Source organism: Pseudorhizobium sp. NPDC055634 (assembly GCF_053618655.1).
On sequence record NZ_JBSHHW010000014.1, the window covers coordinates 11,208 to 26,642 of the forward strand.

At 62.4% G+C, this 15,435-nt stretch carries 17 protein-coding genes; 6 read left to right on the forward strand and 11 right to left on the reverse strand.

Going from position 1 to position 15,435, the window contains the following annotated elements; all coding sequences use genetic code 11:
- Positions 1 to 188 precede the first annotated feature (188 nt).
- From motA to ACWGPT_RS19115, 6 genes are all read left to right on the forward strand, one after another.
- Positions 189 to 1,061, forward strand: a complete 873-nt coding sequence (gene motA / locus ACWGPT_RS19090; RefSeq protein WP_452607223.1) for a flagellar motor stator protein MotA — start codon at positions 189 to 191, stop codon at positions 1,059 to 1,061.
- The gene (locus tag ACWGPT_RS19095; protein WP_452607322.1) at positions 1,061 to 2,014 is read left to right on the forward strand and encodes a FliM/FliN family flagellar motor switch protein; all 954 of its coding nucleotides are present in this window, start codon (positions 1,061 to 1,063) and stop codon (positions 2,012 to 2,014) included. The genes motA and ACWGPT_RS19095 overlap by 1 nt, the downstream gene beginning before the upstream one ends.
- A 66-nt stretch (positions 2,015 to 2,080) precedes the next feature.
- A complete protein-coding gene (gene fliN / locus ACWGPT_RS19100) occupies positions 2,081 to 2,704 on the forward strand; it encodes a flagellar motor switch protein FliN (protein ID WP_452607224.1) in 624 nt (207 codons plus the stop codon).
- A gap of 29 nt (positions 2,705 to 2,733) precedes the next feature.
- Complete coding sequence (gene fliG / locus ACWGPT_RS19105) at positions 2,734 to 3,777, forward strand: flagellar motor switch protein FliG (RefSeq protein WP_452607225.1); 1,044 nt, start codon at positions 2,734 to 2,736, stop codon at positions 3,775 to 3,777.
- 123 nt (positions 3,778 to 3,900) lie between these two features.
- Complete coding sequence (gene flhB, locus ACWGPT_RS19110) at positions 3,901 to 4,977, forward strand: flagellar biosynthesis protein FlhB (protein WP_452607226.1); 1,077 nt, start codon at positions 3,901 to 3,903, stop codon at positions 4,975 to 4,977.
- Between the two features lie 5 nt (positions 4,978 to 4,982).
- Positions 4,983 to 5,426: a hypothetical protein gene (locus ACWGPT_RS19115; RefSeq protein WP_452607227.1), complete on the forward strand. Its 444-nt coding sequence runs from the start codon at positions 4,983 to 4,985 to the stop codon at positions 5,424 to 5,426.
- A 9-nt stretch (positions 5,427 to 5,435) separates the two neighbouring features.
- On the opposite strand, the gene visR is transcribed toward ACWGPT_RS19115, so the two are convergent.
- From visR to cheY1, 11 genes are all read right to left on the reverse strand, one after another.
- Positions 5,436 to 6,182 (reverse strand): transcriptional regulator VisR, encoded by a 747-nt coding sequence (gene visR, locus ACWGPT_RS19120; protein WP_452607228.1) that lies wholly within the window; start codon positions 6,180 to 6,182, stop codon positions 5,436 to 5,438.
- 14 nt (positions 6,183 to 6,196) lie between these two features.
- Positions 6,197 to 6,931, reverse strand: a complete 735-nt coding sequence (gene visN, locus ACWGPT_RS19125) for a transcriptional regulator VisN (protein ID WP_452607229.1) — start codon at positions 6,929 to 6,931, stop codon at positions 6,197 to 6,199.
- Between the two features lie 272 nt (positions 6,932 to 7,203).
- Positions 7,204 to 8,892, reverse strand: coding sequence for a flagellar basal-body MS-ring/collar protein FliF (gene fliF / locus ACWGPT_RS19130; protein ID WP_452607230.1), 1,689 nt, complete (start codon positions 8,890 to 8,892; stop codon positions 7,204 to 7,206).
- A 137-nt stretch (positions 8,893 to 9,029) separates the two neighbouring features.
- Positions 9,030 to 9,419, reverse strand: a complete 390-nt coding sequence (gene cheT / locus ACWGPT_RS19135; RefSeq protein ID WP_452607231.1) for a chemotaxis protein CheT — start codon at positions 9,417 to 9,419, stop codon at positions 9,030 to 9,032.
- A 28-nt stretch (positions 9,420 to 9,447) separates the two neighbouring features.
- The gene (gene cheD / locus ACWGPT_RS19140) at positions 9,448 to 10,002 is read right to left on the reverse strand and encodes a chemoreceptor glutamine deamidase CheD (RefSeq protein ID WP_452607232.1); all 555 of its coding nucleotides are present in this window, start codon (positions 10,000 to 10,002) and stop codon (positions 9,448 to 9,450) included.
- Positions 9,999 to 10,388, reverse strand: coding sequence for a response regulator (locus tag ACWGPT_RS19145; protein WP_452607233.1), 390 nt, complete (start codon positions 10,386 to 10,388; stop codon positions 9,999 to 10,001). The genes cheD and ACWGPT_RS19145 overlap by 4 nt, the downstream gene beginning before the upstream one ends.
- Position 10,389: 1 nt before the next feature.
- The gene (cheB, locus tag ACWGPT_RS19150) at positions 10,390 to 11,430 is read right to left on the reverse strand and encodes a protein-glutamate O-methylesterase CheB (RefSeq protein ID WP_452607234.1); all 1,041 of its coding nucleotides are present in this window, start codon (positions 11,428 to 11,430) and stop codon (positions 10,390 to 10,392) included.
- Positions 11,427 to 12,335 carry a protein-glutamate O-methyltransferase CheR gene (gene cheR / locus ACWGPT_RS19155; protein WP_452607235.1) on the reverse strand — a complete coding sequence of 303 codons (909 nt, stop codon included), beginning with the start codon at positions 12,333 to 12,335 and terminating at the stop codon, positions 11,427 to 11,429. Before cheR ends, cheB begins: the two co-directional genes overlap by 4 nt.
- Complete coding sequence (locus ACWGPT_RS19160) at positions 12,332 to 12,799, reverse strand: chemotaxis protein CheW (RefSeq protein WP_452607236.1); 468 nt, start codon at positions 12,797 to 12,799, stop codon at positions 12,332 to 12,334. Before ACWGPT_RS19160 ends, cheR begins: the two co-directional genes overlap by 4 nt.
- A gap of 4 nt (positions 12,800 to 12,803) precedes the next feature.
- Positions 12,804 to 15,041, reverse strand: a complete 2,238-nt coding sequence (locus tag ACWGPT_RS19165; protein ID WP_452607237.1) for a chemotaxis protein CheA — start codon at positions 15,039 to 15,041, stop codon at positions 12,804 to 12,806.
- Between the two features lie 28 nt (positions 15,042 to 15,069).
- A complete protein-coding gene (gene cheY1 / locus ACWGPT_RS19170; RefSeq protein ID WP_052636909.1) occupies positions 15,070 to 15,435 on the reverse strand; it encodes a chemotaxis response regulator CheY1 in 366 nt (121 codons plus the stop codon).

The window sequence follows — 15,435 nt, forward strand, 5'->3', positions numbered from 1 at the left end:
GGACTGGTGAAACGGCGGTATGCCGGAGTGCACCCGTATTCTGAGGCAAGATCTATGACGGAAGACTTGTGCGAGGCTGTACCTCGGCACCGTCAATCTCCATGGGCTTGCGGGCTTCGAGCCAGCCTCACGCAAGCCAGAGACCGTATCCCCAATGGGACTGTCTCAACTTCTGTGTGGGTACCCGGATGAATATTCTAATCGGAATGGTGATTACGTTCGGCTGCATCATCGGTGGCTATATGGCCATGGGCGGGCATCTGGACGTACTCTTCCAGCCGTTCGAACTGGTGATCATCGGCGGGGCCGGCCTGGGAGGCTTCATCGTCGCGAACCCGATGAAGGTCGTGAAGGACTCCGGCAAGGCGCTCGGCGAGGTGTTCAAGAACGCCATGCCGAAGGAGCGCAACTACCTCGACGTCCTCGGCGTGCTCTACTCCCTGATGCGCGACCTGCGCACGAAGTCGCGCAACGAGATCGAGGCGCACATCGACAATCCGGAAGAATCGCCGATCTTCCAGACCGCGCCCAATCTCCTGAAGAACAAGGAACTGACGGCGTTCATCTGCGACTACGTCCGGCTGATCATCATCGGCAATGCCCGTTCCCACGAGATCGAGGCGCTCATGGACGAAGAGCTCGAAACGCTTCTCCATGACAAGATGAAGCCGTACAACGCGATCGCGCAGATGGGCGACAGCTTCCCCGCGATCGGTATCGTCGCGGCGGTTCTCGGCGTCATCAAGGCACTGGGCAAGATCAACGAAACGCCGGAGGTCCTGGGCGGTCTGATCGGCGCGGCGCTGGTCGGCACCATGCTCGGCATCATCCTCTCCTACTCGGTCTGCACCCCGATCGCTTCGCAGATCAAGATCGTTCGCACCAAGCAGCACCGCCTCTTCATCATCGTGAAGCAGACGCTTCTCGCCTACATGAACGGCTCTGTCCCGCAGGTGGCGCTGGAATACGGACGCAAGACCATCTCCAACTACGAGCGCCCCTCGATCGATGCGGTCGAGCAGGAAATGATGAATCCGGGCGGTGAGAACAAGGCGGCATGATGACCACGACCGAAGCCAGGCAGTTCCCCACCGCGCCCATGGATTTCGCGCTTCTCGCGAAGCTGACGGGCGGACTTGGAGACCGGAGCACGATCGAGAAGATCAGCGCCGACTTCGGTCGGCTCTATTCCGACTTCCTGCCGGATGTCTTCCACAGCGAGACCGGCATCCCCATCGACGTGTCCTATACGGGCTGCTCTTCCGGGCTGATGACCGATCTGGTCGCCGATCTCGGCGACACGTTCTCGCTGGTGGACGGCTCGCTGCGCAACTGGTCTCCCAACTATGTCCTGGCCTGCGGGAACAGCTTCGTCATCGCGTTGATGGAGCGCATGCTGGGCGCTTTGCCGGAAACCATCGACCAGCCGTTTGAACGGCCGCTCTCGGAGATCGAGCTCGATCTCGCGCAGATGGTGCTCGGCAAGATGGGCGAGGTCCTGCGCTCCGGCGTCAACGCCCAAGGCGGCTTCGAGACCACCCTGGAGCGGGTCCACAATTTCGAGGACCGCCCGCAGCCGGACGAGGCGCTGCCCCCCGAGTTCGGCGTTGCCATCCGTCTCGTGGTGGAACTTGGGAAGGTTACGTCCGAACTCGCCCTCGTCATTCCGCAGCGCGCCTTCCTGAAGACCAGGGTCGCGATGCCGAAGGCGAAGGGGCAATCCTCCAAGGCCAAGGACGAATGGCACGAGCGGCTGACCGAGCAGGTACGCCGCTCGCAGGTGACGCTCGAGGCACGGGTCCGCCTCCAGAGCCTCACCCTCGGCATCATATCGAGGCTGGCTGCAGGCGACGTCATCGCCTTCCAGGACAAGGGCGACGTGACCGTGCAGGTCCGTGCCAACGGGATGGAGATGTACGCGTGCGAACTCGGCCGCTCGGGCGAACGGTATACGGTCCGGGTGAAGGACAACATCAGCACCGATGACGAAATTCTTGATCATCTGATGGGATAGCGCCGGGCGGAGCCTCTCCATCCGCACGGCAGGTTGACGCAAGTTTCAACGGGAATAATGAGCAACATGGCTACGAAGAAGACACCAAAGACCGAAGAGGACGTCGCACTGCCTGACGTCGCAGGCGGCGAGCTCGATCAGGCGATCGATGACCTGCGCGGCGTGCTGAAGGCGGACGGCGAAGGCGTCCCGGGATTTGATGCCGACTTTGGTAATGTCGGGGGCGACCTCTCGACGGACGCCGGCGCTTTCGGAGCCGAGTTCGGCTCCGACCTTGCCGGCGAAGGGACCGCTACGTCCGGCCTCGACGATTTCGGCGGCGATTTCGGAAACAGCGATTTCGGCGGTTCGGATCTCGGAGGCACCGGTTTCGACGGCGCAAGCTTCGACGATACGTCGTTTTCGGGCGCCATCCAGGAGCCGGGCAGCGCCCTGGCGGCCAATCTCGACCTCATCATGGACATTCCGATCGATGTCGAGATCGTTCTCGGCTCGAGCCGGATGCAGGTGTCCGGCCTGATGAACCTCGAAGAAGGCGCGACCATCGCGCTGGACAAGAAGATCGGCGAGCCCGTCGAGATAATGGTCAACGGGCGGCGAATTGGCAAAGGTGAGATCACCGTGCTGGACAACGACGATACGCGCTTCGGCGTGAAGGTGACGGAAGTACTCGGTACGAAGAAAACCTGATCCCGGTGTAGGGACAGAGAGGTAAGACCATGATGGACTTTGACGATTTCGGGGGCGCTGTAGCCGAGAAACCGTTGTCCCAGGCCGAGAAGGCTGCGGCCGTGCTCCTTGCCATGGGCAAGGGCGTGGCCGGCAAGCTTTTGAAGTATTTCACTCAGTCCGAACTGCAGACCATCATCGCCTCTGCCCAGCGCCTGCGCGCGATTCCGCCGGACGAGCTGCTGCTGCTCGTCAACGAGTTCGAGGACCTGTTCACCGAAGGTACGGGCCTCATGGACAATGCGGCCGCCATCGAGGCTATCCTCGAGGAGGGGCTGACGCCGGAGGAGGTCGACGGGCTGCTCGGCCGCCGTACCGCGTTCCAGGCCTACGAGTCCTCGATCTGGGACCGCCTGCAGGACGCCGATCCGGCTTTCGTCGCGAAGTTCCTGTCTCGCGAACATCCTCAGACCATGGCCTACATCCTCTCGATGCTGCCCTCCTCATTCGGGGCGAAGGTCCTGCTGCAACTGCCCGAGAGCCGTCGCGCCGACATCATGAACCGGACGGTGAACATGAAGGATGTCAGCGCAAAGGCTGCGCAGATCATCGAGAAGCGGGTCGTAGAACTGATCGAGGCCATCGACGCAGAGCGCAATTCTCAGGGTTCGGCGAAGGTTGCCGAACTGATGAACGAGCTCGACAAGCCCCAGGTCGACACGCTGCTTACCTCTCTGGAGACGATCAGCAAGGAAGCCGTCAACAAGGTGCGTCCGAAGATCTTCCTGTTCGAAGACCTCCTCCACATGCCCCAGCGCAGCCGCGTCATGCTGCTCAACGACATTGCGGCGGACATCCTCACGATGGCGCTGCGGGGCGCGAGCAGCGAAATCAAGGAAGGCGTGCTTGCCGCGATCAGCCCGCGTCAGCGCCGCATGATCGAGTCGGATCTCGCCGTCCCAACGGCTGCCCTCAACCCGCGCGAGGTCGCGATTGCTCGGCGCGCGGTGGCGCAGGAGGCAATCCGGCTGGCGGCAGCCGGGCAGATCCTGCTCAAGGAACCGGAAGAAGGAGGCGACGTGCAGGCCGCGTAAGGCAGCATCCGCCTTCCGGGCACCACCTGCCCACAGTCTTTTTGCTGACTCGATTACCGGCTAGCGCGCGCATGGGCTAGCCTGCCGCAAACAGGCCTGATCGATTCGGCGGGGACAGACGTCTTGTCAGACGATAAAGACAGTAAAACAGAAGACCCTACCGCCAAGAAAATCGCGGATGCGGCCGCCAAGGGCAACGTGCCCTTCGCCCGGGAAGTGCCGATCTTCGCGTCGGCGCTCGCCTTCTATATCTTCCTCGTCTTTTTCATGCCCTCCGGCGTGGCGAACCTTGCCGAAACCCTGAAGGATATCTTCGCCCAGCCCGACCAGTGGCAACTGGAAAACAGGCCGGACGTGATCTCGCTCGGCGTCCATCTCGCCTGGGCCATGGCCGGCTTCCTGATCCCCGTCATGCTGCTCTTCATCCTCTTCGGGGTGGGATCGTCGCTTGCCCAGAACATGCCCTCCATGGTCCTGGAGCGGATACGTCCGCAGGCGTCGCGGATTTCCCCGAAGAAGGGTTTCGAGCGGATTTACAGTGCGGCCGGCATGGTGGAGTTCGGCAAATCCTTCTTCAAGATCCTGATCGTCTCCACCATCATGTACTTTGTCATGCGCGGAGAGTTCTTCGCGGCGATCGACGCCATGTTCTCGGACCCGCAGGTCATCCTGGTGAAGCTCGACGCGATCACGCGGAAGATGGTCGTGATCGTGATCCTCGCGACCGCCCTCCTCGCCGCGATCGACGTTGCCTGGTCGCGTCATCACTGGTTCTCGCAGCTGAAGATGACGAAGCAGGAGGTGAAGGAGGAATACAAGCAGTCGCAGGGCGACCCGCTGGTGAAGTCGAGACAGCGCTCGATCGCCCGCGACCGCGCCCGCCGACGCATGATCGACAGCGTGCCGCGTGCCACGCTGGTGATCGCCAACCCTACCCACTTTGCGGTCGCCCTTCGCTATGTCCGCGAGGAAAACGACGCACCCGTGGTGGTTGCCAAGGGGCAGGACCTCATCGCCCTCAAGATTCGCGAGATCGCCGAGACCAACGGGATTCCCGTCTTCGAAGACCCGCCTCTTGCCCGCTCCATGTTTGCGCAAGTCTCGGTTGATAGCGTCATTCCGCCAGCCTTCTACAAGGCGGTGGCGGAACTGGTGCATCGGGTTTACGCGGCCCGCTCGCCGAATCAACGGACACATTGAGCGTCATGAAAAAATGCGACCACGCTGCAGAAAGAGAAAAAATCCTCGCCAGTGCCATCAGTCCGGTGGCTACAGAACTCCGCCTGCTGGATGCCGGTGACCTGATTTCCCTGATCCGGCTGGAGTCCTACGGTAATCTCGCAGACCTGGTTTCCTCGGCCGCGGAACTCTACTTCCATCCCGGCACGGTGAATTTCGGTGCCGGCGGCGAGTATTCGCTGGAATGGAGCGGGCCGCCCCAGGTGGTGCTCGACCTCGAAATCAAACCAAAGGGTGTGTCCGTCTATGCGCGCCTGACGCTCGCCGACACCCAGGCCGGCATCGAGATCGACCACATCGCCTTCCAGGCGCCGCTGGAGAACCCGGAGGCGAATACCGCCTTTCTCGAGCGCAGTCTCAGGGAAGCCCGGTTCGTCAAGACGAGCCCGCCGATGGCGCTCGCCAGCTAGCCTCGTCTGTCAGTGGATATGGCCGAGGCGGATCGCCTTGGCTATGGCCTGTATGCGGTTGACCGCGTCGAGCTTCATGGTCGCCGAGCCGAGATAGGCGTTGACGGTATGGACGGAGAGGCCGAGATTTTCAGCGATCTCCTCGCTGATGCGTCCGTCGCCCGCCAGTTGAAGGCAGGCGATCTCGCGATCGCTCAGGGTTTCGGCGGGAACCGTCCGGCGCTCGTCCAGCGCGAGAAGGTCCATCATGATCTGACAGCCGAGGACGTGGTGCTCGACGATCGCGTCGCTGGACAGGTTGAGCGAGCCCGCCGAAAACACGATGTAGCCGTTGCCTGTCGCGCCGAGCCGCACGGGAAAGGCCAGTCCCGAAAAGGGCAGCATGTCGGACGGCAGCTGTCTTACGAGCGGCGTGAAATCCGAAGCCTGGATGAAGCCCTTCTGATTGGAACCCGTCCAGGCCAGGGGCAGGAGCGAGGACTCGATGTGGTCCAGCATCGTCTCGCCGCAAACGTCCAGCATCAGGGCAACGCTGCCGGCGTTATCCTCGCCCCAGTTTTCCATTTCGCAGACCAGCTTGCGCTTTCCCGGCAGGCCGCTTCCCGTGATCCGGAACAGCGCGAAGTGGCGCGCCCGCAGATTCTTCTGCATCGCGACCAGTCTCGGAAAGATATCGGCGCGGCTCGCCGGCCGCGGGGAACGCAGGGAATGGGGCGCCGTTGAAGCGTCGTCTGACATGCTATGCGTTCGTCCCATTCATGCCATCTTTCCTAGACCAGATTGTTGCGCACTGCATAGGCTATCGCTTCCGAGCGGGTCTTCGTCCCCGTCTTCCGCATGACGCTTGTAATGTAGTTGTTGATGGTGTTCCGCGAGATCCCGAGGATCATGGCGATTTCATCGCTGGTCTTGCCCTCGGCAATCCAGAACAGGCAATCGAGCTCCCGTTCGGTCAACTCGAAATCCCGCTCGGACCGCGGTTCCTTCTTGCCGGATGAGCTGACGGCATAGGCGGCAAGCAGCCCCACCTCCCGCAGCCTCTCCTGGGACAGGATGAGCCCCTGCGGAAAGAGCAGCAGCAGGGCATAGCGCGTCCGGCCCACGCACAGGCTCAGGGAGCAGTACTGACGGTCGATGTTTGCGGGAAGGAGTACGTCGTCCGGAAGAAACGAGAAGGTCGGGGTGAAAAGCGAAAGGCACTTTTCAAGCTCGGTGGACTTCCCGTAGCTGCTGGCGATCTCCGGCGCCATGCGGCGGACGAGGTCGAACGGCCAGTCCGAGGAGATGATGTACTCCAGGCCCTGTTCCTGGATGATGTCGCAGCGCGCGAGAAGGAAATGTGCGGCACCGACATATTCGGCCAAGAGACGCATGGACGAGGGAACATCGCGGTCACCGGCAGCTATCGAGAGCCTTTGCACCACCCGCTCGCGAAACAGCGGGTCCGGTGCATCGCCCTGCGGTCTCCGGGCGTCCGAATCTCCCCTCACTCTCGATGATTCCATCCGTCTCGCTAGTCCTTAACAAGCACGTCTGGGGAAGCGATCAAACGCATTCCAGATCCATCTGCGGCGATCCAACTCCATTTTTGGTAGCCGATTCGCGGTCATTCTAGAAACACCGTCGAAAATTTCCATCGATTCGGCGTCTTCCGGTTGGATACTGCTTGACGCAACCCCGTGAAAGAACCGGTCAGATTGTGCAAGCCGTAGAGAACGCAACGCAAAAGGCCGCCCCTGCGGGCGGCCCTTGGCGATAACAATTCTGTGAGCTGCGGTCAGGCGGCCTGATCGACAGCCCACTTGCGCAGGATCTTGGCGGCGCGCTCTTCGCTGATCTCGACCATCCGGGAGAGCCGCTTCTCCGGCCCTTCCTTGACGCGGCGGTTGAAGCCGCCCTCGTCGTCGCCAAGCCCCAGCAGGTCGTCCGTGCTGTCGAAGCCGAAGTCGGAGCCAAAGTCGGAGCCGAACCCTTCCATGAGGGAGCTGCCGCCGGCCGCCGGCGAAAAGTCGGGCAGTTCGAGGCCGGCACTGTCGGTGGACAGTTCCGTGGACGCCGTGTTCGCGCCGACGGTCCTGACGAGCGGCCTCAGGCCGAGCCAGACGACGAGGAAGGCGACGACGACGAAGGCGAGCGAGTTGATGATGCCACCGATATTGCGGCTGAGGACTTCGGTGACGGCCGGACCGGAAGCGGCCTCTTCGAGGAGCTGCGTTTCCAGGAAGTCCATGGCGGTCAGGGTCACGACATCGCCCCGTTCGGCATTGAGACCTGCTGCGGACGTGACGATCTTCTGCATTTCCGCCAGGTAGGCATCGATCTTCGCCTGGTCGACCGGCTCGCCGACCATCTGCGCTATGCGACCCCGGTTGACGACCACGGCGATCGAAAGCTTCTCGATCTGATAGCTGTTGCGAACCGTCGCGACCGTCTTGCTGTTGATCTCGTAGTTCGTCTGTTCTTCCTTCTTGTCCGACTGGTCGGAGGACTGCGGACCTGCGGCGCCGCCAGCCTCGGGTGCGGCCTGCGGAATGTTCTGCTCGACGGTCGCCGCCGTATCGTTCTGGTTCTGCTGGGAACGCTGCTCTTCCTTGGTGACGCGAACCGAGCGTTCCACGCGCGATTCAGGATCGTAGATCGTTTCCTGGATCTGCTGGCTGTCCGTGTTGAGGCTCGCGGTCACGCTGGAGCGGAAATTGTCCATTCCGAGGAATGGCGCCAGCGCCTTGTCGATATTGGTTTCCAGCTCCTGCTGCACCGACTGCACGACGTTGAGGGAGCGGGTGAGCTCGCTGTTTCCATACTCGTCGCCGGCCGCAAGAAGCTGCCCGGTGGAATCGAGAATGGTCACGTCGTCCACCTCAAGACCCGGAACGGCGGATGCAACGAGATGACGGATGGAGGCGGCAGCCTTGCGGCCGGTGCTGGTGCTGGCACGAATCATGACGGAAGCCGTCGGCTTCTGGTCACCGCGCCGGAAGTTGCCGACGTCGGGCATGACGATGTGAACGCGTGCGGCGGCAACGCCGCTGATCTGCTGGATCGAGCGACCGATCTCGCCTTCGAGCGCGCGAACGCGCGTGACTTCCTGCATGAAGGAGGTCAGGCCGAGGGAGCCGACATTGTCGAAGAGTTCATATCCGGCATTGGCGCTGTTGGGCAGGCCGCGTTCGGCAAGCAGCAGACGCGCCTTGCCGGTCATGCCGACCGGCACCTGGATGCTTGTCCCGTCTGCACTGACGGCGAAATCTATGCTGGCTTCGGCCAGCGCGATGCTGACCTGGTTGAGGTCGGTGGTCTCCAGACCGACGTAGAGGGTCTCGTAGGCAGGCTTATTGACGTAAAGCGCGGCACCAAGAATGAGGGCGAGCGAAACCACGCCAACCCCTGCGAGAGCGATAAGCTTGGTCTGGCCGAGCTTGGCCAGATTGTCGAAGACTTGGTTGAATTGAGTCAACAGATTCATTCTGTTCCCACATCGCAAATACGGATCAGGCCTATGCCTAGGATCACCCTAGGCACCGAAGCTTGTGCGAGCGTTTCGGGAACGTGATATGGGCGAGCCGCGATAAGGGGGGACGCGACGCCGTTCGCGGGGCGCGATCAGAAGAAGTCGAAGTCTCCGGCGGCCTTGCTCAGCGGCTGGCTATGGCCACGCCGGACGCCGGTCGCGAGGGCGCGGCGCATGTCGGCAAGCTTGACGAGGCTGAGCGCGGTCGAGACATCCACCATCCAGCTTTCCGGGATCGTCGCGGTGATCGTATCCACGAATTCGGCCAGCCCCCGGGTCTTCTGGACGGCCAGGTCGATCCCCTGCAGAACCTTGACGGTGTCGGGATGCTGCAACAGGTTCGCGTCGCCGAGTTCGAGAAGTTGCGGCTCCACACGCTCGATCAGGTAGGCCACGTCATGCAGTTCCGACACAAGTCGCATCAGAACCTCCGGAAGGGACTGCTCCGGGGAAGCGTCTTGCGGCGTCAGGATATCTTTCATGGCTTTCCTCGCCCCCCTGCGGGGCCTCCTAAAAGAATTCGATCGAGCTTTCGACGGGCTTCGGGGCCCGGACGGGACGCTGCTCGAGAGCGACGGTGTTCTGCGTTTCGGCTCCGGTCAACGGATACTGGCGAGCCCTCCCGCTCACGGGCCAGTATTCGAGCTTGCGCCCATGATCACCGCCGGTCGAGGAACTGACGATGGGAATGCCTTCGTCCTTCAGGAACTGGGTGGCGAAGGCAGTGTTCTGCTCGCCCACGTTGGAAAAGCTGGCGATCGTCTTTGCTCCGCCGAAGATCTTCGCCTCCAGCCGATCGCGTCGCGCACCCTTCTTCAGCAGGCCGTTGATCAGCAGTTCCATCAGGTGAACGCCGTAGCGGGTAGCATCACCGCCCGACGACGTCGTGCCACCCGATCCCGGAAGCAGGAAATGGTTCATGCCGCCGACCCCGGCAACGGGATCACGCAAGCAGGCGGCCACACAGGAACCGAGGATCGTCGACAGGACCACGTCCGGGTCGTCGACAACCTTGTACTCGCCCTGAATGATGTGGACCCGCTTGGTGGCGGCATGCACGTTCATTTAAGGGCTCCGAATACCGCTTCGATAGCGGCCTTCATCTTCTCGATCGTGAAGGGCTTGGCCAGCACGTTGTTGGCGCCGAGCTGGGCTGCCTTCTGGACGAGCGCCCTGTCACCCTGAGCCGTCAGGATGATGAAGGCGGCCTTCTTGGTGTTCGGATTGCTCCGGACCGCCTGCAACAGGCCAAGCCCGTCCATCTTCGGCATGTTGAAGTCCGAGATCACCAGGTGATGCGGCTGCTCGAACATGATCTTCATGCCCTGCTCGCCGTCACCGGCGGCAGTGATCTGCTTGAAGCCGAGCTGTGTCAGAGCATCACTCAAGAGCAGGCGGCTGGTTACCTGATCATCGACGATCAGAACTTTAATCTTTTCAGCGAGCGACATTTTATTCCACACCTTCTTTTCGGGCAGCAGTTAGTTTCAGGATTTCCTCGCCGATGGCGCCGAGCGGCAATTGCTGTTCAACGGCCCCAATTTCCTGGGCGACACGGGGCATTCCGTAGACAACACATGTCTTTTCGTTCTGGCCGATGGTCCGGGCGCCGGCCCGACGCATCGTCAGCAGTCCGGAAGCGCCGTCGCGTCCCATTCCGGTCAGGATGACGCCAATCGCGTTGCGGCCCGCCAGGGCTGCAACGGATTCGAAGAGGATATCCACAGACGGGCGGTGGCCATTCACCGGCTCACGCTCGACCAGGCGGCATGACGGAGCCGAGGGATTGACGATCTCGAGATGGCGTTCGCCACCCGGCGCCACATAGATCTTCCCGATCTCCAGGCGCGCACCATCGGTCGCTTCCTCGACGACCGGGGCGCAGAGGCGATTGAGCCGTTCCGCGAAGCTCTTGGTGAAGGTCGAGGGCATGTGCTGGGTGATCACCGTCGGCGGACAGTTCTTCGGAAAGTTCTGCAGGACGGTGATGAGCGCCTCGACGCCGCCCGTGGACGATCCGATGGCCACGACCTTGCGGCCGACACGGTAGTCCGTGGAGGGCCTGACCGCCGGTGGCGGCGGGGAGACCTTCCGGCGCAGGCCGGAGCGCGCTGCCGCCTTCACCTTCTCGGCAAGATCCATGAAGGGCCGGATGTCGCCGGGGGAAGGCTTGCCCACGCAGTCGAAGGCACCGATTTCGAGGGCCGCAAGCGTCGCGTTGGCGCCGTGATGGGTCAGGGTCGACACCATGATCACCGGCATCGGCCGAAGCCGCATGATCTTGTCCAGGAACTCCAGGCCGTTCATGTTCGGCATCTCGATATCGAGGGTGACGACATCGGGATTGAGTTCCTTGATCGCCGCCCGAGCTTCGAGGGCATCGCCCGCCTGGCCGACGACATCGACTTCGGGATCGGAATTCAGGACGGCCGTGATCAATCCCCGCATGGTGGGTGAATCGTCGACGACGAGGACGCGCGCGGGTGCGTTCATGACCGCCTCCCCGCCCCGGCACCGACGTACCGGTAGGTAGTGATGCCGATATTATCGAACTGGTTCTTGGCATCTCCCGACACGCGTTCGGAATGGCCGATATAGAGGTGTCCGCCTACGGGCAGGAGCGCGGCGAAGCGCGACCAGACCTTCATCTGCGTCGGCTCGTCGAAGTAGATGACCACGTTGCGGCAGAAGATCACGTCGAACTGCCCCTTGAACGGCCACTGCGCCATCAGGTTGAGTTCGTTAAAGGTGATCAGCTTCTTGAGGCGGTCGTCGACCTGGAACTTCCGGCGGCCGCCAACATCCACTTCCTTGAAGTACTGCTTGCGGATCTGGGGCGAGACCGTCTCCAGGGCGTTATCGTCGTAGATCCCCGCCCGGGCCTGGGTGAGAATCTTCGGGTCGATATCCGTCGCGAGGATCTTGAAGTCGTAGTCCGCCGCATTCGGCAGGGCCGACAGGACGGTCAGCGCGATCGAGTAGGGCTCCTGCCCGTCGGAACAGGCAGCCGACCAGATGCGGACGCGCCCCCCCGACTTCGCGCGCGCAACCAGTCCCGGGAGGACCTCGTCGCGCAGATGCTCGAAGTGATGGTTCTCACGGAAGAAGCGCGTGAAGTTGGTCGTCAGATGCGACAGCATCTCGCGTCGTGCGACCGCCCCTTCCGGCGACGACACGAGGGCGCAGTAGTCGCGAAAACCCTTCAGTCCCAGCGCACGAATGTGCTTGGACAGTCTAGAATAGACGAGCGACGCCTTGGAATCGTTGAGATAGATCCCGGCATCGGAGTAGATCATCGCCGCAATTTCGGACAGGTCACGGCGCGTCAGCGGGTATTCCCCGCTCGCCATGACTTCGTCCGGCGATTGCCGGCTATCGACTGCGCCCAGGGGCATCATGCAGCTTCGCTTTCCGTGTGCAGGAAGAGAGAGCCCAGCTCGATCATGCAGATCATCCGCTTGTCGATGGACAGGATCCCCCGCGCATACTGTTTCTCGAGGTCGGAGGAGACCTCCGGCACCGGCTGGATACTATCCTCGGTAATCGTAAGGATATCGGAAACGGCCTCGACCAGGAGCCCGACGATACGGGACTTCACCTGCGCCACGATGATGACGTGACGCGCGGTCGGCTCCGCCTCCTTCATTCCCAGCCGCGCCGACAGATCGATGATCGGAAGGACGGCGCCACGAAGGTTGATCACACCCATCACATACGGCGGCGCATGCGGCAGAGGGGTCGCAGGGGTCCACCCCCGGATCTCGCGCACGGACATGATGTTGACGCAGAATTCCTGCTCGCCGATGCGGAAGGCGATCAGTTCGCGACTGGAATGCGGGCTGTTCTTCGCGGTGGATGACATACACTTAACCCGTGGCTGCCAGGGATACTTCAGGCTTGAGGGACTGCCCGCGGGATGCCGCCACGACGGCATCGACGTCGAGGATGAGCGCTACCCGGCCATCGCCGAGGATGGTGGCGGCGGCAATTCCCGGAACGTGCGTGTAATTGGCCTCCAGCGACTTGATGACGACCTGGCGCTGGCCCTGGATGGCGTCGACCATGAGGGCGCGCTGTCCGCCGCCTTCCGATTCCACCAGAAGCGCAACGCCCTCGACGGGATTTGCCTGGGTTGCCCGGAAATTGAGGATCCGGCCGACATCCACCAGCGGGCAGAAGGAATCGCGGATCGAGATGAGCCGCTGGTTCGCCCCGAAGGAATGGATGGAGGCTGCCTCCGGCTGCAGCGTCTCGACGATCGCGGTCAGCGGTACGACCAGGGTCTGGCCTGCGACCGTCACCACCATGCCGTCGAGGACGGCGAGCGTCAGCGGCAGGCTCATCGTGAAGGTCGAGCCATGGCCCGGGCGGGAGGAGATCGAGATGCGTCCGCCGAGTGCCTGGATGGAGCGCTTCACCACGTCCATGCCGACGCCGCGACCGGAAATGTCGGAGATCTTGTCGGCGGTGGAGAAGCCCGGCATGAAGATCAGGTTGTCGATCTCTTCGTCCGAAAGGTTGGCATCCGCGGCGATCAGGTCGTTGTCGATCGCCTTCTGCTTGACCCGTTCGCGGTTGATGCCCGCGCCGTCGTCCTGAAGTTCGATGAGAATGCGACCGGAGCGATGCTTGGCGGTCAGCTTGATCGTGCCTTCCGGATCCTTGCCGGCCGCCTGGCGCTTCTCAGGCGTCTCGACGCCGTGGTCGACGGCATTGCGGATCATGTGGGTCAGGGGCTCGGCAAGCTTGTCGATAACGGTCTTGTCGACCTCGGTGTTCTCGCCTTCGGTGACGAGGCGGATGGACTTGCCGACCATGTCCGCGACTTCGCGGACGATACGCGACATGCGCTGGAAGACCGGCTTGACCGGCTGCGCACGGATCGCCATCACCGAGTCCTGGATCTCGCGCGTCAGCTGCTGGAGTTCTTCCAGCCCCATGTTGATGGACGAGCTGCCGGTCGTGTCGTTCTCGATGACGCTCTGGGAGAGCATGGCCTGGTTGATGACCAGCTCGCCGACAAGGTTGATCAGGCGATCGACGCGGTCGAGATCGACGCGGATCGTCTGTCCGGCCGCGGCTGCGGCGGCGGCATTCTGTGCGGCGGCAGTCGAGGCGGCGGACGCCTCCTTGCTTTCGACGCGGGCCGCAGCGGCGGCCATCTTCGACACCGAGGTCGCAGTTTCCGCAGCGGCGACGACTTCCGCCGCGACATTGACCGACGGCGACGCCGTTCCGGACGCGGTGTCACCCTCGTCCAGGGCCGAGAGGTCGAAGGGTACGGGGATCATCGGGCGCTCGTCGGCGGGTGCCGCGGCGGACACTTCCTTGATCTCCAGGTCGCAATCCCATTCGGCGAACTCGAAGACGGTACGGATATCGTCTTCCCCCTTCGCCGTGCCGAGCTCGATCGTCCAGGTGAAATAGGCTTCCTCGGGATCCATCTTGTCGAAAGCGGGCAGCGTGTCCGCGTCGCAGTTGATGGTCATTTCGCCAATGCGCGAGAGATCGCGCAACAGAAGTGCCGCCTCGTTGCCCTTGGTGTAGAGTTCGCGGCGCGGACGGAAGGAAATCTCGTAGGTCACGGCGTCGACCGCCGGCTCGTCGTCATCGAAGGAATCGAACGAGAAGGGGATCGGCTGGAAGCCGCTGTCGTCGCTGGGCGCGGGTGCTGCGACAGCCGGGGCCGGCTCGGAGGCCCTGACGGCCGGGGCCGGCGTCTCGCCGTTGGCCAGCGCTTCGAGTTCCTTGACGAGCGTCCGGCTTCTCGCTTCGTCCACGTAACCACCGTCACGGGCGGCATTGGTCAGATCGGCAAGCACGTCGGCCGACTTGAGCATGACCTTCAGGACATCCGGGGTGGGCTCCAGGCGGTTGGAGCGAACGCAATCGAGTGTCGTCTCGAACACGTGAGCGAAGGCGACGAGGTCATCAAGACCGAAGGCGCCTGCGCCGCCCTTGATGGAATGAACGGCACGAAAGACGGCGTTCACCGTCTCGGGATCGCGATCTCCATCGTTGAGCTTCAGAAGCCCCGATTCCAGTTCCGCGAGCTGTTCCTCGCACTCCTGGAAGAAGATCTCTTTAATTTCGTTCATATCCATCGGAGGAAATCCTGATCAGGCGTTAGTTTCAGGCTGTGACGCGCTCGATTGCATCGATGAGCTTGGCGGGATCGAACGGCTTGACGATCCAGCCCGTGGCGCCGGCCTGGCGGGCACGGTTCTTCTTTTCCGCATCGCTCTCGGTCGTCAGAACGAGGATCGGCACCGCGCGATACTTCTCGTTGCGGCGAACCCCTTCGATGAAGCCGAAGCCGTCGAGGCGCGGCATGTTGATGTCGGTGACGATGACGTCGGGATTGGCGTCTTCCAGGACTTCCAGTCCCTCCACGCCGTCTTCGGCCTGGACCGTCTCGAACCCGGCATTGTTGAGCGTCACCAGGAGCATGTTCCTGATGGTCCGGGAATCATCCACGGTCAGCACTTTTTTCTTCAT